Source organism: Pseudomonas sp. F(2018), from assembly GCF_005508865.1.
Taxonomy (GTDB): domain Bacteria; phylum Pseudomonadota; class Gammaproteobacteria; order Pseudomonadales; family Pseudomonadaceae; genus Aquipseudomonas.
The window spans coordinates 563,682-586,062 of sequence record NZ_SCOM01000002.1 but is presented as its reverse complement, the minus strand read 5'-3'; the positions used below and the strand labels follow the sequence as shown (position 1 = coordinate 586,062).

Annotated in this window: 23 protein-coding genes; 3 read left to right on the top strand and 20 right to left on the bottom strand. The window is 62.4% G+C overall.

Features of this window, described 5'->3' with window-relative positions; genetic code table 11:
- Position 1: 1 nt before the first annotated feature.
- The 20 genes from FFS62_RS10820 to FFS62_RS10725 form a co-directional block, all read right to left on the bottom strand.
- Complete coding sequence (locus FFS62_RS10820) at positions 2-760, bottom strand: class I SAM-dependent methyltransferase (protein ID WP_137972824.1); 759 nt, start codon at positions 758-760, stop codon at positions 2-4.
- 9 nt (positions 761-769) lie between these two features.
- A complete protein-coding gene (locus FFS62_RS10815) occupies positions 770-1,879 on the bottom strand; it encodes a DegT/DnrJ/EryC1/StrS aminotransferase family protein (RefSeq protein WP_137972823.1) in 1,110 nt (369 codons plus the stop codon).
- Complete coding sequence (locus FFS62_RS10810; protein ID WP_137972822.1) at positions 1,876-3,099, bottom strand: class I SAM-dependent methyltransferase; 1,224 nt, start codon at positions 3,097-3,099, stop codon at positions 1,876-1,878. The genes FFS62_RS10815 and FFS62_RS10810 overlap by 4 nt, the downstream gene beginning before the upstream one ends.
- Positions 3,096-3,653, bottom strand: coding sequence for a dTDP-4-dehydrorhamnose 3,5-epimerase (gene rfbC, locus FFS62_RS10805; protein ID WP_137972821.1), 558 nt, complete (start codon positions 3,651-3,653; stop codon positions 3,096-3,098). The genes FFS62_RS10810 and rfbC overlap by 4 nt, the downstream gene beginning before the upstream one ends.
- Positions 3,644-4,720: a CDP-glucose 4,6-dehydratase gene (rfbG, locus tag FFS62_RS10800; protein WP_137972820.1), complete on the bottom strand. Its 1,077-nt coding sequence runs from the start codon at positions 4,718-4,720 to the stop codon at positions 3,644-3,646. The genes rfbC and rfbG overlap by 10 nt, the downstream gene beginning before the upstream one ends.
- Positions 4,717-5,487: a glucose-1-phosphate cytidylyltransferase gene (gene rfbF / locus FFS62_RS10795; RefSeq protein WP_137972819.1), complete on the bottom strand. Its 771-nt coding sequence runs from the start codon at positions 5,485-5,487 to the stop codon at positions 4,717-4,719. Before rfbF ends, rfbG begins: the two co-directional genes overlap by 4 nt.
- 116 nt (positions 5,488-5,603) lie before the next feature.
- Positions 5,604-6,935: a UDP-glucose/GDP-mannose dehydrogenase family protein gene (locus tag FFS62_RS10790; RefSeq protein ID WP_137972818.1), complete on the bottom strand. Its 1,332-nt coding sequence runs from the start codon at positions 6,933-6,935 to the stop codon at positions 5,604-5,606.
- A 43-nt stretch (positions 6,936-6,978) separates the two neighbouring features.
- Positions 6,979-8,658 carry a flagellar hook-associated protein 3 gene (locus FFS62_RS10785; protein ID WP_137972817.1) on the bottom strand — a complete coding sequence of 560 codons (1,680 nt, stop codon included), beginning with the start codon at positions 8,656-8,658 and terminating at the stop codon, positions 6,979-6,981.
- Between the two features lie 14 nt (positions 8,659-8,672).
- The gene (gene flgK / locus FFS62_RS10780) at positions 8,673-10,736 is read right to left on the bottom strand and encodes a flagellar hook-associated protein FlgK (RefSeq protein ID WP_137972816.1); all 2,064 of its coding nucleotides are present in this window, start codon (positions 10,734-10,736) and stop codon (positions 8,673-8,675) included.
- Positions 10,737-10,746: 10 nt separating this feature from the next.
- Positions 10,747-11,904, bottom strand: a complete 1,158-nt coding sequence (gene flgJ, locus FFS62_RS10775; protein WP_137972815.1) for a flagellar assembly peptidoglycan hydrolase FlgJ — start codon at positions 11,902-11,904, stop codon at positions 10,747-10,749.
- A gap of 11 nt (positions 11,905-11,915) precedes the next feature.
- The gene (locus FFS62_RS10770; protein WP_137972814.1) at positions 11,916-13,016 is read right to left on the bottom strand and encodes a flagellar basal body P-ring protein FlgI; all 1,101 of its coding nucleotides are present in this window, start codon (positions 13,014-13,016) and stop codon (positions 11,916-11,918) included.
- Between the two features lie 13 nt (positions 13,017-13,029).
- Positions 13,030-13,743: a flagellar basal body L-ring protein FlgH gene (gene flgH, locus FFS62_RS10765; RefSeq protein WP_137972813.1), complete on the bottom strand. Its 714-nt coding sequence runs from the start codon at positions 13,741-13,743 to the stop codon at positions 13,030-13,032.
- Positions 13,744-13,802: 59 nt separating this feature from the next.
- Complete coding sequence (gene flgG, locus FFS62_RS10760) at positions 13,803-14,588, bottom strand: flagellar basal-body rod protein FlgG (protein ID WP_137972812.1); 786 nt, start codon at positions 14,586-14,588, stop codon at positions 13,803-13,805.
- 46 nt (positions 14,589-14,634) lie between these two features.
- Complete coding sequence (locus FFS62_RS10755; protein ID WP_137972811.1) at positions 14,635-15,378, bottom strand: flagellar basal body rod protein FlgF; 744 nt, start codon at positions 15,376-15,378, stop codon at positions 14,635-14,637.
- Between the two features lie 196 nt (positions 15,379-15,574).
- Positions 15,575-16,909, bottom strand: coding sequence for a flagellar hook protein FlgE (flgE, locus tag FFS62_RS10750; protein WP_137972810.1), 1,335 nt, complete (start codon positions 16,907-16,909; stop codon positions 15,575-15,577).
- Positions 16,910-16,953: 44 nt separating this feature from the next.
- Entirely contained in the window at positions 16,954-17,622 is a 669-nt protein-coding gene (gene flgD, locus FFS62_RS10745) for a flagellar hook assembly protein FlgD (RefSeq protein ID WP_137972809.1), read from the bottom strand.
- Positions 17,623-17,644: 22 nt separating this feature from the next.
- A complete protein-coding gene (flgC, locus tag FFS62_RS10740) occupies positions 17,645-18,088 on the bottom strand; it encodes a flagellar basal body rod protein FlgC (protein WP_137972808.1) in 444 nt (147 codons plus the stop codon).
- A gap of 13 nt (positions 18,089-18,101) precedes the next feature.
- On the bottom strand, positions 18,102-18,509 hold the full coding sequence (flgB, locus tag FFS62_RS10735; protein WP_137972807.1) for a flagellar basal body rod protein FlgB: 408 nt from the start codon (positions 18,507-18,509) through the stop codon (positions 18,102-18,104).
- A gap of 234 nt (positions 18,510-18,743) precedes the next feature.
- Complete coding sequence (cheR, locus tag FFS62_RS10730; RefSeq protein WP_137972806.1) at positions 18,744-19,571, bottom strand: protein-glutamate O-methyltransferase CheR; 828 nt, start codon at positions 19,569-19,571, stop codon at positions 18,744-18,746.
- Positions 19,572-19,615: 44 nt separating this feature from the next.
- The gene (locus FFS62_RS10725; protein WP_137972805.1) at positions 19,616-20,548 is read right to left on the bottom strand and encodes a chemotaxis protein CheV; all 933 of its coding nucleotides are present in this window, start codon (positions 20,546-20,548) and stop codon (positions 19,616-19,618) included.
- A gap of 78 nt (positions 20,549-20,626) precedes the next feature.
- On the opposite strand from FFS62_RS10725, the gene flgA reads away from it, so the two are divergent.
- From flgA to FFS62_RS10710, 3 genes are all read left to right on the top strand, one after another.
- Positions 20,627-21,385, top strand: a complete 759-nt coding sequence (flgA, locus tag FFS62_RS10720) for a flagellar basal body P-ring formation chaperone FlgA (protein ID WP_137972804.1) — start codon at positions 20,627-20,629, stop codon at positions 21,383-21,385.
- Positions 21,386-21,518: 133 nt separating this feature from the next.
- Positions 21,519-21,860: a flagellar biosynthesis anti-sigma factor FlgM gene (flgM, locus tag FFS62_RS10715; RefSeq protein ID WP_137972803.1), complete on the top strand. Its 342-nt coding sequence runs from the start codon at positions 21,519-21,521 to the stop codon at positions 21,858-21,860.
- A gap of 49 nt (positions 21,861-21,909) precedes the next feature.
- On the top strand, positions 21,910-22,377 hold the full coding sequence (locus FFS62_RS10710; RefSeq protein WP_137972802.1) for a flagella synthesis protein FlgN: 468 nt from the start codon (positions 21,910-21,912) through the stop codon (positions 22,375-22,377).
- The last annotated feature ends 4 nt before the right edge of the window (positions 22,378-22,381 follow it).

Below are 22,381 nucleotides of genomic sequence, written 5' to 3'. Positions count from 1 at the left end.
ATTAGCCTCCGTAGACCATGTAGCTGAGGTGCGGGCAGATCGGGTCACGCTGCAAACAGATTTCGTTGGGCGCGAAGGCTTCATACAGCGCCTTGGTTTCGCCCGGCCAGTTGGCCTGGTTGAGCTCCTCGAACACCAGCACGCTGCCTTTCTGCAGACGAGGCTTGAGCAGGGTCAGCAACTCCAGTGTCGGCTGGTAGAGGCCCAGGCCGAAATTGGCCATGGCCACGATGGTTTCAGGATGCTCCTGAAGGTACCGGGCGAGCCCCGCTCCCGCCTCGTCCTGGACCACCAGAGCATTGCGCACATGCCCCAGCGGACGGTTGAGGTCGTGCAATTCGATACCCCGCTGGATCTCCGCCAAGCCATCCGGAAACTCCATGCCGCCCTGCTTCTTCAGGGCGATGGCCTCGCCTCCGGCGTCCTCGTCGCCAAGGGCCGAGAAACCACTGAACGAGTCGAAGCCGATGAACTTGCGATTGTGATTGTAGGGCTCGTAGATGGCGTTGAGCTGAAGCCAGGTGAAGAACGACGCACCGCGATGGATACCAAAATCCAGCACAGAACCATGCAGCGGCAGGATGCGTTTGTAGACTTCGATACGCGCCAGCATGTAGCTGAACGACTGGCGAGGCATGAAGCGCGCAACGGCGTGCGCCTTCTCGCTGAAGCTGCCGGTGCTTTGCGCGAAATAGTCGCCGATTTCACTGAAGTACCGCTTCTCGCCGTCTAGGTAGTTATGTGGGTTGGATTGGTCCATGGGCGATCCTCAGGAGATGGCGAACGCGTTGCGCACGTGGCCTACGACGCGCTCTATGCTCGCCTCGTCCAGGTCGTGATAGCTGGGAAGATTGATGGCTCGCTGATACAGTCCATAGGCCACGCTGTTCTCTGGGCGGGACTCGAACATGGGCAATTGGCTGAGCGGCCAGAAGAATACTCGCGCGTCCACCTGGTCCGCCTGGAATGCCTGCAGTAGAGCCTCGCGATCGAAGGCAACGCCCTCATCGGCCACCAGCGTCGGCATCCAATAGCCGTTGACGGTGTCTGCCGGTTGCGGATTCATACGCAGCGGAAGGTCTTGGAGACGCTCCCGATAGGCCTGGAAGACAGCCCGCTTGGCTGCGATCAACTCGTCGATACGCTCGGTCTGGGCGCAACCCAATGCCGCCTGCAGGTTCGACATCTTGTATTTGAAGCCCAGCAGCTCGGGCCAGAACTGCTTGGGGTTGCCCGCGACGCGACCATGGTTGCTCATGGCCAACACCTTGTTGAACAGGGCGTCGTCCTGGGTCACGAACATGCCGCCCTCGCCAGTCGTAAGCGTCTTGGTGCCATGGAAGGAAAAAGCACCGAACGCGCCCAGGGTACCGGCACGTCGGCCACGGTAAACGGAGCCGACGGCCTCTGCGGCATCCTCTACGACGGGAATACCATGGCGACGACCGATGGCCAGCAACGCGTCCATGTCGCAGAGATTGCCGTACAGGTGCACAGCAATGATCGCCTTGGTCGCCGGAGTGATCGCCGCCTCAACGCGTTCAGGGTCGAGGCACCAGCTATCTGCCAGTACATCGACGAAAACCGGCTTGGCGCCCAGGTATGTCACTGGTGCCGCCGAGGCAATCCAGTTGATGTCACCAAGGATTACCTCGTCACCCGGCCCAACCCCGAGACCTGCCAGGCCCATGTGCAGCGCACCGGTGGCGCTGGATGTCGCAATCGCGTGGCGTGCTCCCAGGTGAGCCTTGAACGATGCCTCGAAGCGCTGGATATAGGCATAGCAGTTCTCGCCCCAACCATTGCGCGCAGCATCGGTCACATACTCGACCTCGAGCTCGGTGATGGAGGGTTTGGTGTAGTGGATGCGCGAGCTCATACGACTTCCAACTCCGGCACAGCGATGACGAAACGGCCGCCCCATTGGCGAATCCTGTCGTTCTGCGCCATCACTTCCTCAGCGATGTTCCAGGGCAGGATCAACAGCAGGTCGGGACGTATCTCGTCCAGATTTTCTGGCGAACGGATCGGGATATGGCTGCCCGGCAAATATTTCCCCTGCTTCGATGGCGCGGCATCGAACACCCAGGGCAACAGATCAGGCCGGACCCCGGCGTAGTTGAGGATGGTATTGCCCTTGGCGGCGGCACCATAAGCGGCTACCCGCCGACCAGCTCGCTTCTGCTCCAGCAGGAAGCTGAGCAGGTCATCCTTGACCCGATCCGCTCGGGCCTGGAAGCCACGATAAGTCGTCAAGTCGCGCAGGCCGGCCCGGGCCTCCGCCTGCAGAACGGCCTCCACCGACGCCGCCTGGCTACGCGGATCATCTTCATGGCAGGCAAAAATACGCAGGCTGCCGCCGTGGGTGGCCAACTCCTCAACATCATGGATGCGCAGACCAGCAGCGGAGAGGATGCGCTGGACGCTGTACAAGGACAGATAGGAAAAATGCTCGTGGTAGACGGTATCGAACTGCACCAGCTCAATCAGGCGCAGCAGGTGCGGAAACTCGAGGGTGAGCGTACCGCCGGGCTTGAGCAGGGCCTTGAGCCCGCGGGAAAAGTCGTTGATATCCGGCACGTGGGCGAACACGTTGTTACCGATCAGCAGATCGGCCTGCTGGCCCTCCTTCGCCAACTGAACGCCAAGCGCCTCACCGAAAAACTCACGCAGAACCGGAATACCCAGTCGCTCGGCGGCGTCGGCCGTGCTGGCGGTGGGCTCGATGCCCAGGCACGGAACTCCAGCTGCGACAAAGTTGCGCAACAGGTAGCCGTCGTTAGCCGCCACCTCGATCACCAGACTGTCCGCCTGTAATGCCAACATCGAACGCATACGCACGGCATAGTCGCGCGCGTGTGCCAGCCAGCCGCTGGAGGTGGACGAGAAATAGGCATAGTCGGCCGCGAACAGTTCACCGGCCTCGGTATAGTCATCGGTCTGTACCAGCCAGCAATGCTCGCAGACCCAAAGGCGCAGCGGGTAATAGCGCTCCGGCCTCGCCAGGTCGGCCTCGGTTAGGTAGGCGTTCGACGGCGGCGCGTGACCGAGGTCGAGGAAGGAATGCCGTAGCGCAACGTCACAGTGACGACAGTTCATGGTGCCAGCCCAACGAAGTCCGGGGTGATAAGTGAATGCTGGCGGTCGCGCGCCGACAGGTCCCGCACAGGAAGCGGCCAATCGATGGCAAGCGCGGGGTCGTCATGACGCACCCCACCCTCCGCGTCGGGACGGTAGAACTCGGTATGCAGGTAAAGCATCTCGCTGTTCGCCTCCAGCACCTGGAAACCATGGGCACAGCCCTCGGGAATCACCAGCATGAATCGGTTGGCTGCACTCAGGCGCTCAGCATGCCAGCGCAGGAAGGTGGGCGAGCCGCGGCGCAGATCCACCACCACGTCCCAAACCTCGCCACGGATGCAGCGAACGAGCTTCATCTCGGCATGGGGGTAGCGTTGGAAATGCAGGCCGCGCACCGCGCCGACCTGGCAAGTGTGGGACTGGTTGATCTGCACGATGCGTCGCGGGCCGAGCAACGACTCGAGCTCCTGGGCGCAAAAAAGACGCGCGAAGGCGCCCCGCTCGTCATGGTGGGCGTCGCCTTCGACGCGCAGCAGGCCGTCGATCGCAGTGGCGACCAGGGTCAGGCCCATACGCACCCCGCAGTCTGCGCCGCCTCGGCAAACCGGGCGAGTTGATCGCGGGTAGGTATTTCTCCGTCTTCGTGGCAGCGCCGATACCAGTCGGCGGTCATTTCCAAGGCAGTCGACAATGGCCAGACCGGGGTCCAGTGCAACCCGAGGCGGGCCTTGGCGCTGTCTAGGTAAAGCAGCCGGGCTTCGTGCAGACCATCTCCGGCAGTGGCCTGCCAACTCAGGGCCGGCCAGTGGGCCTGCAGCGCATCGAGAATATCGGCAACGCGGCGATTGGCTTCCGGCGCAGGGCCGAAGTTCCACGCCTCGGCGCAGGCACGATCCCCCTCGAGCAAGCGCTGGCCCAGCAAAAGGTAGCCGGACAGGCACTCCAGCACATGCTGCCAAGGGCGCGTGGACGATGGCGAGCGGATCTGCAGCGTCTGCCCTGTCTGCACCGCTCGGACCAGGTCGGGAATCAGGCGGTCCTCGGCCCAGTCACCGCCGCCAATCACATTGCCCGCACGCGCGGTGGCGAGCAACGGCCCAGCATGGTGCCAGAAGGATTTGCGATAGCTATCGCACAACAGCTCGGTGGCCGCTTTGGAAGCACTGTAGGGATCGTGGCCGGCGAGTTCGTCGCTTTCCCGGTAACCCCAGGGCCACTCGCGGTTGGCATAGACCTTGTCGGTCGTCACCACCACCATCGCCACGACGCCGTCGGCGAGACGGCAAGCCTCGAGGACGTTGGCCGTGCCGAGGACATTGCTTGACCATGCATCCAGCGGCGCTCGATAGGAAGGCCGCACCAACGACTGGGCTGCCAGATGGAAAACAATCTCAGGACGGTACTCGGCTACTACCCGCTGCAGTAGGGCGGCATCACGGATGTCGCCGCGCAGGTCAGTCATCGGCAACGCCAGCGCATCCCAGTGCGGAGCGTCACCATCCAGCTCACGCGGCAGGGAGAAACCGACAACGTCGGCACCAAGCTCGGTCAGCCAGGCTGCCAGCCAGCTACCTTTGAAGCCGGTATGCCCGGTCAGCAATACCCTGCGCCCGCGATAGCATGCCGCGAACTGGTTCATTGCCAGAGTTTCCAGGGCGCCTTGCCGCCAACCCAGAGATCATTCAGCTGATTCTTGTCGCGCAGCGTATCCATCGCCTGCCAGAAGCCCCGGTGACGAAACGCCATCAGATTGTCCTCCTCAGCCAGGCGCATCAGCGGCTCTCCTTCCCAGCTACATTGATCGCCCTCGATGTAGTCGATGACAGAAGGGTTGAGAACGAAAAAGCCACCGTTGATCCATGAGCCATCACCCGCTGGCTTTTCCTGAAAGGCGTCAACCAGATCGCCATGCATGCCGAGCGCTCCGTAGCGCCCGGGCGGCTGGATGGCGGTGACCGTGGCCGGTTTGCCGTGCGCCTTGTGGAAGTCGATAAGCGCACGGATGTCGATGTCCGCCACACCATCGCCGTAGGTAAAGCAGAACGGTTCGTCGCCCAGATGCTCGCGGACCCGGCGCAAACGACCGCCTGTCAGGGTGTCCTCTCCAGTGTTGACCAGGGTAACTCGCCAGGGTTCGACGTAGCGCTGGTGGACTTCCATGGAATTCTTCGACATATCGAAGGTGACGTCGGACATGTGCAGGAAGTAGTTGGCGAAGTACTCCTTGATCACGTAGCCCTTGTAGCCGAGGCAGATGACGAAGTCCTGAATTCCGTGGTGGGAGTAGATCTTCATGATGTGCCAGAGAATCGGCTTGCCACCGATCTCGATCATCGGCTTGGGTCTCAGATGAGACTCCTCGCTGATGCGTGTGCCAAGCCCGCCGGCAAGAATGACCGCCTTCATCGCTGCTCCCTCGACGCGGATACCTGAACCGTCAATTAGTCGACGTGTTGTTCTCTGTACAACAGGTATAGCAATAAGCAGGCCACGCATGCGAGGCCTGCTTATGACGGAGGAGATTAAACCGGGAGGCGGCCGATGGAGTAGTAACGCAGGCCGTAGCGGCGCATTACCTGAGGGTCGTAGAGGTTACGTCCGTCGAAGACGCAGGCGCCCCTCAGTGTGCGCCGAATAAAATCGAAATCCGGAGCCTTGAAGCTCTGCCAGTCGGTGACGACCACGAGCGCGTCGGCTCCGGCCAACGCCTCTTCCTTGCTACCCACCAGTTCCAGGTCCGGTCGCTCTCCGTACAGTCGAAGGCACTCTGGCATGGCCTCGGGATCGAAGGCGCGTACCCGCGCACCCGCCTGCCACAAACCCTCCAGGAGAGTGCGACTGGGGGCCTCACGCATATCGCCGGTGTTGGCTTTGAACGCCAAGCCCCAAAGGGCGAAGACACGGCCGCGCAGATCGCCGCCATAGCAGTCGAGAATATTACTGCCGAGCTTAAGCTTCTGAGATTCGTTGACCGACTCCACCGCGTGCAGGATGGCAGGCTCATAACCGACCTCGGAGGCCGAAGATTTCAGGGCGCGTACGTCCTTGGGGAAACACGCGCCGCCATAACCGCAGCCGGGGTAGATGAAGTCGTAGCCGATGCGCGGATCGGCACCGATGCCCTTGCGCACCATCTCGATGTCAGCAGCGAACAGCTCCGCCAGGTTGGCCATCTCGTTCATAAAGGAGATCTTGGTGGCGAGGAAGGCATTAGCCGCGTACTTGGTCAGCTCGGCGCTGCGCCGATCCATGACTATCATCCTTTCCCGGTTGCGGTTGAACGGCGCGTAGAGCTCCTGCAGTACCTCGATGCTGCTCACCTCGCTCGAACCGACGATGATCCTGTCCGGCCGCTGGCAATCGCTGACAGCCGCGCCTTGCTTGAGGAATTCGGGATTGGCTACCACATCGACCGCCAGCTCGGAGCGCCCGCGCGCCGCCAGAGTCTCTAGCATCAGTGCATGGATAGCATCCGCCGTTCCCACAGGAGCGGTGGATTTGTTGATGATCAGTTGATCGGTTTCGGTCGCCTGGGCAATTCCTCTGGCCACTGCGTTCACATAGGTGAGATCGGCATGCCCACTGGCATCGGAAGGCGTACCCACCGCGATGAACTGGATGCGGGCATGCTTGACCGCATCCGCGAGGTCGCCCGAGAAGCGCAGCCGCCCTTCCGCCACATTGCTTCGAACGAGCCCCTCCAATCCTGGCTCGTAGATCGGCACCTTGCCGTTCTCCAGCATTTCGCGCTTGGCGGCATCGCTCTCGATGCACAGCACATTGTGCCCCACGTTCGCGAGCACGGCCGCTTGGACCAGTCCCACGTAGCCCGCGCCGAATACACAAATGTTCATTCCCAGTTTCCTGATCAGCTGCTAGGGATTTTGTTCGGATACCTTAACGCAGCTGGTTGAACAAATTGAGTCCGGCGATTTTGACGTAGCTTTGCTGTGCGGCTTCGAGAATGACCGTCTGGAACGAGAGGCGCGACAGTGCCTCGGCATAGTCCAGCTCACTTAGATCGGCCTGAACAGCCTTGTTGACCAAGGTCACATCCTCGTTATCGACCTCGGTGGTATCGATCAGATTGAGTCGCGCGCCGATTTCGGTCTGCACCTCCAGCACCTGACCGATGCCGTTATCGAGATTCTTCAGGGCAATAGATACTTCGTCGCGTATCGCAAGATTTCCTGCCGCAGAGGTAGGAGAGGATTCCAACGACTGCCTCAACTGGGAGATCGTGTTGAGAATGCTGCGCTGCTCCTGAAACTGCGGTTTGACGCCGAACTCATCGCCAGCCGCTGCTGCCCCACTGAGCGTGAAATCGGCGCCGAATACACTGAACGTGGACGGATATGGCCCCGGCGCCGTGCCCGTGGCAATAGGCGTGCTGCTAGGGCCCACCGGCTGGGCGTAGACGTCGAAATCGGTCGCGTTGGTAAAGCGCAGCACGACACCGGAAGTAGGGAACTGTGCGTTGAAGGTCGCCTGATTGCTGATCGTGCCGCCGGCGACCACCGCCGTAGAGGCGTTAGTCGAAGAGCGAGTCACAGCAAATTCGGTCGGCGCTGACTGCAGAGTGAAACTGTGGGTACCGATGCCAGGGGTGCCTGGGGTAGCGGTATCAGCCAACAGGTTGTCTAGATCCTGCTCGTTGTCGCCCGGCTGCAAGACCACATCCAGCTGGAAGCGCATGCCGCGGAAGTTGATGACGTTGCCACCATTGGCCAGCGGATCAATCTGCCCGCCTCCAGGAACCTCAGAGGTCACGTCGGTGCCGGCACTGTCATAGATGCGAAATTCGTTGCCGCTGACGAATGCCAGCGAGTACGGCTCACCCGCACGAAAATTGGCGTTGAACGTATCCTGATTTTCTACCAGCCCCTGCGACATGAAGACCCGCTGATCCGCGGCCGGCACTGGCGGAATGGTGGTCGCCGGCAGCGGCGGTACCTGACCGGCCAAGGCGGGATTGTTGATCCCGCCCGTTTCCAGCACTCGATCAGCGTTGATCACATCCTCGAACAGACGCTTGCCATTGTCGTTGATCGCCACGGTGGTGGAACTGGCCACCTGCAGGCTGCGCTGCCCTTCATCACCGAAGTAGGAGTAGGTGCCATCGGGGTTACGCAGAAACGGCTCGGTCTTGCCCAGGAAGCCAGCGAACAGATACTCGCCGCGGGCATTGCGGCTATTCATCAGGTTGAGTAGCTCGCTTTCGCGCTCTCCGAGCTCCTTGGCAATGGACTTGCGGTCCTCCGCCGACAGCGCACCGCCACCTGCCTGCACCGCCAGCTCGCGGATACGCTGCAGCACCGTAACCGTCGAGTTCAGCGTGGTCTCTTCCTGGGTCAGGCTGTTCTTCGCCGCCGTCAGATTGTCCTTGTACTGGGTCAGCAGCGCCTGCTGCTGCTCCAATTGCAGCAGGCGCACCGACGCCACCGGATCGTCCGCCGGGGTCAGGATGCGCTTGCCGCTGCTGATCTGCTCCTGGGTGCGGATCACGTCGGAATAGTTGCGCCCAATGCCGTTCACACCGTTGTTGAAGGCCTGGATGGAGGAGATGCGCATGACCATGATGGCTATCCGCCTTAGAAGGTGTTGATCAGGGTATCGAACAGACTACGCGCGACTTGAATGATCTGCGCCGACGCCTGGTAGTACTGTTCGAACTGGATGAGCTTGGCCGCCTCTTCGTCGAGGTTCACTGCTGACACCGAATCGCGGTTGTCGGTGGCCTGCTTGAGGATGGCCCCGGTCGCTTCGCCATCCACCCGCGCCTGGCTGGTCAGGGTACCGACCCGCTCCACCAGATCACCGTAGGAGTCAGTAAAACTCGTGCCGGTGGTACCAGGGAAGTTCGGGTCGATACCGATCGTCGCCTTGTTCTGCAGATCGGCCAGTTTCAAGGCGTTGCGGTTATCCGACACACCGTTGGTATTGAAGGCGACGGTGAAGTTGTCGCCGGTACTGGGCCGGCCGCTGATGGTGAATTCGAAGGTGAAGTCGTTGGGTGGCGTGCCAGCGGTGATCTGCTGGGTGTTGTTCTGCCCCGGCACAATGGTGTTGCTGCTCAGCACGGCGCCCGTGGTATCCACCACGTCGTAACCGGTGGTCGAGGTAAACACGATGCGCAGCGGCGGCGTTGTGCGCAGGCTGTTTTCCAGTGCGGCCTGAGCCACCGGGTCATAGATGTCGATCTTGGTGATCAGGCTCGGTTGGGTGATCACGCCGGTACCGATATTGCCCGGGCTGGTTTCTGCCTTGAGCGGCGAGGCGAAAGCCAGCTCCGCCGCATTCTTCAGATCGGCACGAATATCGTCACCGGCCGTACGGGTCGGCATCACGCGGAAGCGGTCGCCGGCGGCAAAGGTGCCTGCCGCGACATTCATCGAGAACCCCTCGAACACCAGCGGTGTAGCACTAGTGATGTCGTAGGGCGAAGGCGCAGCTACCAGCGGGGTATCCGGATCGCCATCGTTGTCATACAACGCCGACACCATCTGCCCATCGGAGATCCGGCGCACCGTGTACTCGGTGGCGCTGGTGAACTCGACCTCGTAGTCACTGGTGGTCAGCGCCGTGGTGTCCTCGATCAGCACGTTGAGGTTGGCCGTGGGGTCGCTGTTACCGACTCGGGCGATGCTGCGCTGGCCGATCAGCAGCGGATCGTTGATCGCGCGGAACAGCGGCTCGCCGAAATTGCCCTTGAGATCCAGGCCCTGGCCGAGCTGGCTGTTGACCTGATCGGCAATCGAAAGAGCCAGGCGCCCCACGGCGTTCAGCGACTCGTCCAGCACGTCCTCGCGGTAGCGAATCAGCCCGCCCATCTCGCCGCCGGTGATCAGCGAGGTGATGCCCTGGCGCGAGTTGCCGCTGACGAACTGGATCTCCGCGCGTAGCGGGTCGGACTGCCCAGGTACCACTTCCAGGCGCGCGGCGGTGGCGCCGACCACCAGCGGCTGCCCGGAACCGATGAACAGGTTGTAGCTGTTGTCGTCCTGCGGCACCACGGTCACGCCGATGAACTCGGAGAGCTTGCGCACCGCCTCTTCGCGGGCATCCAGCAGATCGTTGGGCGCCTGGCCGTTGGCTGCAGCCACGGCGATGGCGTTGTTGTAGCCGGCGATGGAGGTGGCCAGCTGGTTGACCTGGTCGGTCACCGCCTCGAGCTGCTTGTTGATGAAGGCGTTCTGCTCGTAGAGACGGTCGTAGATGGTGTTGAAGCGCTTGGCCAGGCCCTCGGCCTCGGACAGCACCAGCTGTCGTGCCGGGATATTGGCGGGGTCTTCCGCCGCAGTCTGCAGCGAGGCGAACAGCTTCTGCAGACCGGGGGTGACACCGGTGGTACTCCCGGCCAGCAGCGAATCGAGCTGGTTGATCTGGTCCAGATAGGCGGACACGTCGCTGTTCAGCGCCGTGCTGGTCCGCACTTGGGTAGTCAGGAATTCGTTGTAGATGCGCCGCACATCCACCAGGGTGGTGCCCGAACCTATGTAGCCGGCCCCGCTGAATTGCGGGATGCGCGTGGCCTGCACCGTGTCCTGCCGCGAGAAGCCGGGCGTGTTGACGTTGGTGATGTTGTGACCGGTGACTGCCAGCGACGTCTTGTTCGCCGACAGGCCCGACAGGCCAATGCTCAGTAGGTCAGCCATGATCTAGCTCTCAGGTCCTTGTGGTCGGGCTGTCGACGGCGGCTACAGCCTGATAGGTCTGCATCTGCCGGGCGATCTGCGCGATCTTGCGGGCGTACTGCGGGTCGGTGGCGTAACCGGCCTCCTGCAGCTCACGCACGAAGCGTTCCGGTTTGTCGGTCACGGCCAGGGCCTCCTGGTAGCGGCCATTGCCCTGCAGGAAGCTCACGTAGTCGTTGAAGCTCTGCTGGTAAGAGTCGTAGGCGCGGAACGACGCCGACTCCTTCACCGCCTCGCCGCCCTTGTATTCGGTGGTCAGCACCCGCGCCGAATCGCCTTCCCAGCCGCCGTGGGCCTTGATGCCGAACAGGTTGTGGCTGCTGGAGCCGTCGGCCTGGCGGATGATCGACTTGCCCCAGCCGGTTTCCAGGGCGGCCTGGGCCACTAGGTAGCGGGCATCGACGCCGATCTTCTGCGCGGCCTCCTCGGCCATCGGCAGCATGGTCTCGATGAATTCGGCGGCAGAGGCGAAGGCCGACTTGCCCTTGGCCAGCGGCGGTTGGGCCACGCGGCGACCACTGATGGCGTCGCTGTCGTCCAGGCTCAGCGGCTTGTCGCCCGCCACCGCCGTGGCTTGCGCCGGTACCCAGTCGCTGCCGGCAAGCGGCTGCGCTTCACCGGCGGCCGGCACTATGCCGGCCAGCAGGCGATCGGTGAGCTTGCTCGGCAGGCTCAGGCGACGCTGATTGAGCAGCTGCGAGTCGTCGCGGGAGGCAACACCGCCCTCGCCCGCCGGCTTGAACGCGCCAGCGCGCGCCGTGGCATTCGGCGCCTCGACCTGGGCGAACGGGTTGACCCGCTTCGGCCCGCTCTTCATCTGGCTGAGCTGACGTTCCAGCACCGAGGCCAGGCCGATGCCGCCATTGCTCGTCGACAGGGTCACGGCCAGCTGCTGGTCGTGCATGTCCTGGTAGGTCTTGCTCTCGTTGCTGTTCATGAAGTTGCCTTCGCCGAACACTTCGTTCGCCTTGCGCATGGACTTCATCATTTCGTTGAGGAACAGCGATTCGAATTCCTGGGCGACCTTCTTGATGTTGCTGTCGCTATCGCCGCCGACCTTGAACTGGTTGAGCCGGTTCAGGTCGGTGTAGGCGCCGCTGTCGAGGCCGGCTGCGATTCTGGAGTCCATGGTCGCCTCCGTCAGATCACGATCAGGTCGGCCTGCAAGGCGCCGGCTTGTTTCAGCGCCTCGAGGATGGCCATCAGGTCGGAAGGTGCGGCGCCCACCTGGTTAACCGCACGCACGATCTCGTCCAGGGTGGTGCCCGGGCCGAACTTGAACATCGGCTTGGCTTCCTGCTCGGCGTCCACCTGGGAGCGCGGCACCACGGCAGTCTGGCCACCGGCCAGGGCGTTGGGCTGGCTGACGATGGGGTCTTCGGTGATCGTCACCGTCAGGCTGCCATGGGTCACGGCAGCCGGCTGCACCTTGACGTTCTGGCCGATGACGATGGTGCCGGTGCGCGAGTTGATGATGACTTTGGCCGCCGCCTGGCCCGACTCGATCTCGATGTTCTCCAGCACCGCCAGGTAATCCACGCGCTGGTTCGGGTCCAGCGGCGCGCTGACGCGCACCGAGCCACCGTCGATGGCCTGGGCCACGCCCGGACCGAGCAGGCCGTTGATCTGGTCGACGATGTTCTTCGCCGTGGTGAAGTCCGAGCGATTGAGGTTCAGGGTCAGGCTATTGCCCTGGTCGAAGCCGCTCGGCACCGGGCGTTCGACGGTGGCACCGGCAGGAATGCGGCCGGCCGACGGTACGTTGACGGTGATGCTCGAGCCGTCGCTGCCGGTGGCGTCGAAGCCGCCGACCACCAGGTTGCCCTGGGCGATGGCGTAGACGTTGCCGTCGATACCCTTCATCGGCGTCATCAGCAGGCTGCCACCGCGCAGGCTCTTCGAGTTGCCGATCGAGGAGATGGTCACGTCCAGGGTCTGGCCAGGCTTGGCGAAGGGCGGCAGCTCGGCGTGCACGGACACGGCGGCGACGTTCTTCAGCTGCACGTTGCCACCACCGGTCGGCACCTTGATGCCGAACTGGGCCAGCATGTTGTTGAAGGTCTGCAGGGTGAACGGGGTCTGGGTGGTCTGGTCACCGGTACCGTTGAGGCCCACCACCAGGCCATAGCCGATCAGCTGGTTGGTCCGCACGCCCTGGATGCTGGCCAGGTCCTTCAGGCGCTCGGCCTGCACGGCAGTGGCGGCGAGCAGCAGGCAGAGGGCGGAAAGCAGTCGTTTCATGATCGGTACCTGGTCAGAACGGGAACAACGGGTTCATGAAGAACCGGTCGAACCAGCCCGGCTGGCTGGCGTCGGCGAAGGCGCCGGTGCCGGAATAGGTGATGCGGGCATTGGCCACACGGGTCGAGGACACGGTGTTGTCGGTGGCGATGTCGTCGGCGCGGATCATGCCGGCGATGCGTACCAGCTCGTCGCCGGTGTTCAGGGTCAGCCACTTCTCGCCGCGCACGGCGAGGATGCCGTTGGGCAGCACTTCGGCCACGGTCACGGTGATCGAGCCGGACAGGCTGTTGCTCTGGTCGGCCTCGCTCTCGCCATCGGTGTCACGAGTACCTTCGTAGCCCACATCCAGGCTGAGGTTCTCGGCCTTGAGTGGATTGAGGCTGCTGCTCGGGTTGTCGATGGACACGCCGCCGCCGAACAGCGAGGTCAGGCCGAGGTTGGCGCTGCTGTCCTTGGACATGCTGGAACCGGCCTTCTTGCTCGCCTGGGTGCGCTCGCTGAGGTTGATGGTGATGATGTCGCCGACCCGGTAGGCCTTGCGATCGTCATACAGGTTGGTTTCGAAGCCGGCCTGGTAGATCGAACCGTTGGTCTGCGCCGCCGGCAGCGGGGTGCGCGGCAGCACCGGCGCGTAATAGGGATCGTCCGGCTTCGGCGGAGGCGTGACGCAGCCACTCAGGACCACGCAGCCCAGCAGGGGGAGAAGAATCATCGGCCGGTTCATAACCACTTACCTCACGGCGTTCGTGTTGCTAGCTGCCGGCGCCTAGGGCGCCCGCGGTATTAAAGGTTCTGCGTGATGAAGGAAAGCATCTGGTCCGAGGTGGAAATCACCTTGGAATTCATCTCGTAGGCGCGCTGGGTGGTGATCATGTTGACCAGCTCTTCCACCACGCTGACGTTGGAGTTCTCTAGGGTGTTCTGCAGCACGGTGCCCAGGCCGGTCAGGCCCGGGGTGCCGACCTGCGGCGCACCGCTGGAGGCGGTCTCCAGGAACAGGTTGTTGCCGATGGCCTGCAGGCCCGCAGGGTTGACGAAGTCGGCGGTCTGGATGTTGCCGATCACCTGGGCTGCCGGGTTGCCGGGGGTAGTCACCGACACGGTGCCGTCTTCGCCGACGGTGAAGGTCTGTACCTCGGCCGGCAGGACGATGGCCGGCTCCAGGGGGAAGCCCTGGGAGGTGACGATCTGGCCGTCGGAGTCCAGGTGGAAGCTGCCATCACGGGTGTAGCCGACCGTGCCGTCCGGCATCAGGATCTGGAAGAAGCCACGACCGTTGACCGCCATGTCCAGCGGCTGCTCGGTGGTCTGCAGGCTGCCGGCGGTGAAGATCTTCTGGGTGCCGGCGATGCGCACACCGGTACCCAGCTGCAGGCCGGTGGGCAGCTCGCTGTCCTGGCTGGACTGACCGCCCGGCTGGCGACGGATCTGGTACAGCAGGTCCTCGAACTCGGCGCGATCGCGCTTGAAGCCGGTGGTCGAGACGTTGGCCAGGTTGTTGGAAATGGTGGTCAGGTTCATGTCCTGGGCGGACAGACCGGTTTTCGCAACCCAGAGTGCAGGAAGCATATTCTTTCTCCTCGAGCGCCAGATTCATGGCGCTTCGCGTTGGTGATTAGCTGATTTGCATGACCCGTGCCATGGCCGCCGCATCGTCTTCGGCGGTACGCATCATCTTCACGTGCAGTTCGAACTGGCGGGACAGCGAGAGGATCGCGGTCATCTCCTCGACGGCGTTGACGTTGCTCGACTCGAGGAAGCCGGAGGTCACGCGAACATTGGCGTCGGCGGCGATCGGCTCGGTGGCGCCCTTGACGCGGACCAGGCCGTCGGCGCCCTTCTCCATGGTTTTGGGATCCGGATTGACCAGCTTGATGCGGTCCACCTCGGCCATCACGTTCGGCGCCTCGCCGAGGGCACGAATGCTGATGGTGCCGTCCTGGCCGATCTCGACCTTCTGCTCCGGCGGCACGGCGATCGGCCCGCCATTGCCGAGTACCGGCAAACCGTTGCCGGTGCGCAGCTGGCCGAAGGCATCGATCTGCAGGCTGGCGGTACGCACGTAGGCCTCGCTGCCATCGGCCGCCTGCACGGCGAGCCAGCCCTGGCCGTCGATGGCCACGTCCATGTCGCGGCCGGTCTCCTGCAACGAGCCGGGAGTGAAGTCGGTGGCCGGGCGCTCGGTCATCGCGTAGACGCGCGCCGGGTAGCTGTCGCCGAACACCGGCATCGAGCGCGCCTGCTCGTAGTCGCGCTGGAAGCCGCTGGTGGAAATGTTCGCCAGGTTGTTGGCGTGGGCACGCTGGGCCAGGGTGTTCTGGCTGGCGCCCGTCATGGAGATGTACAGCATCTTGTCCATGGTTTGCTCCGCAGGTCGGCAATTGCCGCTCGTAACTCAGTTACCTGCTGTACAGCAAACCGCGTGCCAGGACTTATAAATACATCTATCTACATGATTAACAAGGATTTATTAAAAGCAAAGACTCCTCAGGGAGCCTTGCTTATGAGTCATCCGGCGGGGCCTTGCCGCTGGCGGCAAGGCCCCTCCTCCCCTATCAACGCAGGTTGATGATGGTCTGGGTGATGGCGCTCTCGGTCTCGATGGTCTTGGCGTTGGCCTGGTAGTTGCGCTGGGCGACGATCAGGTTCACCAGCTGGTCCGACAGCTCGACGTTGGAGTCCTCCAGCGCACCGGCCTGCAAGGCGCCCAGGGTGCCGGAGCGCGGCGTGCCCACCACCGGCTCGCCGGACTGGAAGGACTGCACCCAGGCGGTCTTGCCGACAGGGGTCAGGCCCTGCACGTTGGCGAAGTTGGCCAGCACCACCTGACCCTGGATCAGCGACTGGCCGTTGGTGTAGCGCGCGAAGATCACACCGGTGTCGTCGATTTCCAGGCCAGACAGCTGGCCCGTGGTGTAGCCATCCTGACTCACGGCAGTCACCGCAAATGCACTGGCGAACTGGGTGGCATCACGCAGATCCAGGTTGATCGGCACTACGGGCAAGTTGGTGCCATTGGCGGTCCAGATCGGAGGCGTAGCGCCATTCGATTCGGCAGGCACCCAGTTGGTCAAATCGATGGTGCCGTCTGCATTCACCGTAAAGTCGGTCGAAGTAGTGCTTAGCAACTGCCCAGAAGCACTGAAGTTCAACGTGGCGGTAAAGGGCGTCGTGGCATTGGGGTTGGGTACCGGCCCCGGCAGGTTGGTCGCGGGCGATGCAGGGTTACGTCCATCGATCAGGACATTCATCGTCCAGGTGTTGGCCGCCGTCTTGACGAAATACTGGGTCATGACGTGGGCGTTGCCCTGGGTGTCGTAGATGTTGGTCGAGGTCGACGAGTTATAGGTCTGCGGATTGGCCGGGTCGAACGGCAGTACAGTCGGCACCGTATTGTTCGAATTCAGGTTGAACACCTGATCGACATTCTCGGTAGCACGAGGCGACTGGGCCGCGGTCTGGATCTGGATATCGCTCACCACACCATTCTGCAGATTGCCAGCCGCATCCACCGCATAGCCCTGCAGGCGATAGCCGAAGTTGTTGACCACATAGCCGTCGCGGTCGGTACCGAAATAGCCGGCACGGGTATAGCCGATTTCGCCGTTGTTGCTGGTGACGAAGAAGCCGTTGCCGTTGATGGCCAGGTCCAGGGCGTTCTGGGTGTAGTTGATGTTGCCCTGGTTGAACAACTGCGACACGTCGCCCAGCAGCACACCGCTGCCCTGTGGATTCGAGCCGGTACCGAGCACCGAGGCGGCATAGACGTCGGCGAACTCGGCGCGCGACTGCTTGAAGCCTGCGGTGCCGGCGTTGGCGATGTTGTTGCCGGTGACGTTGAGGTCGCTGGTGGCTGCCCGCAGACCGCTGAGACCGATATTGAAAGCCATGGATATGCTCCTTTGCCGTTACTGCCGGCGCTTACAGCCTGGGGTTACTGACCGATGATCTGGACCTGGGACAGCGGCACTGCGCCGATGCCTGCCAGGTTGAGTTTCATTTCGCCGCCGTTCTGGCCGAGGGCGACGCTGTCGACGTTCGCCGGCAGCAGGGTGTAGAGGCCCTTGGTGCCATCGGCGTAGGTGGCCTGCGCTTCGAACTTGTAGGTGCCGGGCGGCATGAGATTGCCGCTGGAGTCCTTGCCGTCCCACATGAAGCTGACATTGCCGGCGGCCTGCTGGCCGAGGTTGACCCGGTTCACCACCTTGCCGGCGCTGTCGTAGACGTTGACGTAGACGTTGCTGCTGGTGACCGGCAGCGCCAGGCTGCCCTTGAAGGTCTCGCTGGTATCGACCACGGCCTTGTCGGTCGGCACGATCACCTTGCGCCCGACCAGCGACGAGGCCTGCAGGGCCTGGGACGACTGGTAGCCGGACAGCAGCGACTCCATGCGGGTGTTGAGCTGCTCGATGCCCTCCACCTGGCTGAACTGCGCGAGCTGGGCGATGAACTCGCCGTTCTCCTGCGGCTCCAGCGGGTTCTGGTTGTTCAACTGAGCCACCAGCAGTTCGAGGAATTCATTCTTACCGAGCTCCTTGCTCTGGCCGGTTTCCTGCTTGATCTGGTACTGGTCCAGTACGGAACTGACGCCACTGACACTCATTGTCTTGCTCCTCGTTCGCCGCTTACTGGCCCAGGGTCAGCACGCGCTGCATCATCTGCTTGGCGGTGTTCATCATTTCGACGTTGGTCTGGAAGGCACGACTGGCGGAAATCATGTCGGCCATCTCCTCGACCACGTTGACGTTCGGGTAATACACGTAGCCCTTCTCGTCCGCGGCCGGATGGTTCGGCTCGTAGCGCGGGGTCAGGCTGCTCTGGTCCTCGACCACACCCAGCACCTGGACGCCGCGACCGGCCTGATCCTGGTCGGCGAACAGCGAACCACGGTCACCGCTCATGCTCGACTCGAACATGGTGGCGAACACCGGATGGCGCGCGCGGTAGGTCTGATCGATGCTCGAGGAGACGGTCTCGGCGTTGGCGATGTTGCTGGAGATGGTATTCAGGCGAGTGCTCTGGGCGCTCATGCCGGTACCGGCGATGTTGAAGACACTGGCGAGTGACATGGTGTGATCTCCCTTATTCGCCGCGCAGGGCGCCGATCAGCCCTTTGAACTTGCTGTTGAGCATGGTGAAGCTGGCCTGGAACTGCACCGCGTTCTCGGCGTAGTTGGCCTGCTCCTGCTGCATGTCGACGCTGTTCTGGTCAATGGACGCATGGAACGGGGTGCGGAAACGCAGCGCCGGGTCAGCCAGCTGAATGCCGTCGGCGGCGATGTGCTGGCTGTCGGTACGATTCAGGCCGAAGTGCTTGCCGTTCTGCTTCTCGTTCTGTTCGGCGAGCACGGCGGAGAAGTCCAGGTCACGAGCCTTGTAATGCGGGGTATCGGCGTTGGCGATGTTATTGGCCAGTACTTCGGCGCGCTCTGCGCGGAAGCTGAGGGCCGTTTCGTGAATGCCGAGTGCGTTTGCGAAGCTGATGCTCATGATCTGGAACCTTTGCCGTTTGGGCGTCGTGCCAGACATAAAGCAATGGCTGTGCCAGTTTTATTTTTACCTATAAATCAATAGCTTAAATAAATTTAACGCTATCCGAGAGCGGCAAGCGGCAAAGCTTTTCCGCTACGTGGCAAGGCCGCTGACGGCACGGCAAGGCTCTTTTGCCGCGCAGAAACGAAAACGGGAGGCCATTGGCCTCCCGTTGTGCTTCGCGACTCCGCGTCACTTCACCTTGTAGATGATCCCGGGGCTGCACTGAACCATCTGGTACAGATCCGGCAGGCCGTTGAGCGCCTCGGAAGCACCGAGGAACAGATAGCCGCCCGGCTTGAGGGTGGCGTGGATGCGGGTGAGGATGTCCTTCTTCACCTCGGCGGAGAAGTAGATCAACACGTTGCGACAGAACACCACATCGAACTTGCCGAGGGCCGCGTAGCTTTCCAGCAGGTTGATGGCGCGGAACTCGACACGGCTCTTGATCGGCGCCTTGACCACCCAGCGCCCCGGCCCTTTCGGGTCGAAGTAGCGCTGCAGACGCTCCTGCGACAAACCGCGGCCCATGGCCAGGCTGTCGTACTCGCCGGATTTGCAGTTGGCCAGCATCGATGGCGACAGATCGGTGGCTACGATCTGTGCCCCGGCCTTGAGCTGGCCAAGGTTGGCCTTCTCGAACTCGTCGATGGTCATCGACAGGGAATAGGGCTCCTGCCCCGAGGAGCAGGCCGCCGACCAGATGCGCAGGCGCTGGTTGGGCGCCGCCTTGATCAGCTCGGGCAGCACCCGGTTCTTCATGACCTCGAAGGGATAGGTATCGCGAAACCACAGGGTCTCATTGGTGGTCATGGCGTCCACCACCTGCTCGCGCAATCCTCCGCGAGGCTGGGCCTGCATCTTCTGCACCAGCTCACCGAGGGTCTTGATTCCCTGCTGCTCCATCAGCTTGTTGAGGCGGCTTGACACCAGGTATTGCTTGTTGCTCCCCAGCAGAATGCCGCAGGCCTTTTCCAGAAAGGTCCGGAACTGCTCGAAATCCAAATTGCCTGAAGACACTAATGCCGCCTCACCAAACATAGTTGCAACCGAGGGCCGAGCCCTCAGCCCCCATCAGCTACCCGAATGCGCTCGACCACGCGGGAAGCCAGTTCGTCCGGACGGAATTTCGCGAGGAAATCGTCCGCACCGACCTTCTTCACCATCGCCTGGTTGAACACCCCGGAGAGCGAAGTATGCAGAATCACGTGGAGGTTCTGCATCCTCGGATCGGAGCGAATCTCCGCAGTCAGGGTATAGCCATCCATCTCCGGCATCTCGATGTCGGAGATCAGCATGAGGAACTCCTCCGCCGGGGTCTTGCCCTCTTCCACCAGCTTGCGCAGGTAGTCGTAGGCTTGCCGGCCGTCGTTGAGCGCCACCACCTCGACCCCGATACTCTCCAGGCAACGCGAGACCTGCTTGCGCGCCACGGACGAGTCGTCGCAGATCAGCACGCGCTTGGATACCGCGCGCGCCTGGGTCTCGACGTCCACCACGCCTTCGGAAATGGCCTCCGACATGGGTGCCACTTCGGCGAGGATCTTCTCCACGTCGATGATTTCCACCAGCTTGTTGTCCACACGCGTCACCGCCGTCAGGTAGTGGTCGCGGCCGGTACCCTTGGGTGGCGGATGGATCTCTTCCCAGTTCATGTTGACGATGCGTTCGACCGAGCGCACCAGGAAGCCCTGCACCTTGGTGTTGTACTCAGTGATGATCACGAAGCTGTTGTTGATATCGTCCAGCGCCTGCCTACCGGTGGCCAGCGCCAGATCGAGGATGGGAATGGTGCCCCCGCGGATGTTCGCCACACCGCGCACCACCTGGCTGGACTTGGGCATCACGGTGAGTTTGGGGCACTGCAGCACCTCCTTCACCTTGAACACGTTGATGCCATACAGCTGCGAGCCGTCCAGACGGAACAGCAAGAGCTCGAGGCGGTTCTGCCCGACCAGTTGGGTACGCTGGTTAACCGAGTCCAATACTCCGGCCATGCCCAGACTCCTTATTGTTCATATCGTTGCGCTCCCGCTAAGCCTAGCAGGCGGCACGAGCCTTGCTTTGTGAGCTGCATGAACACACTCACGACACTTTACCGACGCATGATGGCAAAACGCCTGTTCCTCGCCGGTGTTGTACCCGCTTTGGGCCTGTTCGGCTACAGCTCGCTGCATGCCGCGCCGCTGACCCTGCCCGAAGAGCTTATCGGCGCTACCGAGGGCTTTCTTGAGTTCACCGTCGAGGACTATCTAGAGCGTAGCGAAATCCCGGCACGCCATGAGATTCAGGTGAATTCGATCGATCCGCGATTGCGCCTCGCCGCCTGTGACAGCGATTTGACGCAGAGCCTGGAGAGTCCCGCCCAGCCTGTTGGCCGAGTCACCGTCCGGGTCAGCTGCGAAGGCACAACGCCTTGGACAGTGTTCATCCCCGCCCAAGTGCGCATCTTCCGACCGGTGGCAGTACTGAAGAACCCGCTCAAACGCGACAGCATCATTGGTCCGGGAGATATCGCCATGATCGAGCAGGACATCGGACTGCTCAACCGAGGCTATATCAGCGATCCCGAGCAGGCCATCGGCAAAAAACTGACGCGTCCGCTTCAGGCAGATCAGGTATTGACTCCTGCAACCCTGCAGCTGGCGGAAAGCGTGCGCCGCGGCGATCAGGTGGTGATTGCGGCGCGTGCCGGCGGCATCAACGTGCGTGTGCAGGGCGAGGCCTTGTCCGGCGGGACTCTCGGCCAGCAGATCAGTGTGCGCAACCTAAGTTCGCAACGAGTGGTCAGAGCCAGGGTGATAGGTCCGGGGCAGGTCGAGGTGGGGATGTAGGCACGATTCTTGTAGCGCATATCCCCGACGATTTCCTACACTGTTAAACGACGCACATAAAAGCGCCCTAAAGTTTCGACGGGACCGGCCGACAACCCAGTCAAGCGTCCAGATACCGTCCGAGGTTTACACCATGGTTATCGACTTCAACCGGCTGAACAATGCCGCCAGCCCCGCCAACAGCGGGCGCACAGGCAATGCCCAGGCCAGCGGCCGTAACGAGGCCGTCAGCAGCACTCCGCAGAACGCGGCGCAGGTTGCCGACGAGCAGGCCACTGCCGGCAAGACTGGCGAATCCGTGCAGCTCAGCCGTGAAGCCCAGCAATTGCAGAAAGCCGGCGACAAGCTGCGCGACCTGCCGACCGTCGATAAAGAGCGCGTCGCCAAGTTGAAGCAGGCGATTGCCGATGGCAGCTACCAGGTCGATGCCAAGCGCGTCGCCGGCAAGCTGCTCGATTTCGAATCCCAGCGCTAGTCCCAGGGCTGCGCTGGGGGTGTTGGACGCCCGATCCCCAGAGCCCGCGATGCAAAGTAACGATCTGCTGCAACTGTTCATCGAAGATATCGGCACGGCCCAGCGCCTGCTTGAGCTGATCGATGCCGAATTCCAGGCCATGGGCGAACGCGACCTGCCGCGCCTGGAACAGATCCTCGGCGAGAAACTCCCCCTCCTCAGCCTGCTCGACCAGCACGGCAGCGCACGCAGCAAACTGCTCGGCGAGCAGCAACTGAGCGCCGATCGCGCCGGCCTTGAAGCCTTTGCCGCCCGTCAAAGCAATGGTGCCGAGCTACTGACCCGCAGCGATGAGCTGAACCAGCTGCTGGAAAGCTGCCGCGACGCCAACCAGCGTAACGGTCGGCTGATCCGCGCCAATCAGGCATCGCTCAAGAGCGTGCTCGGCATTCTCCGTGGCGGCGAGACCCCAGGGCTCTATGACAGCCGCGGCGGCGCCGCTAGAATCGCGCAGCAACGCCCACTCAGCCAGGCCTGAGTCA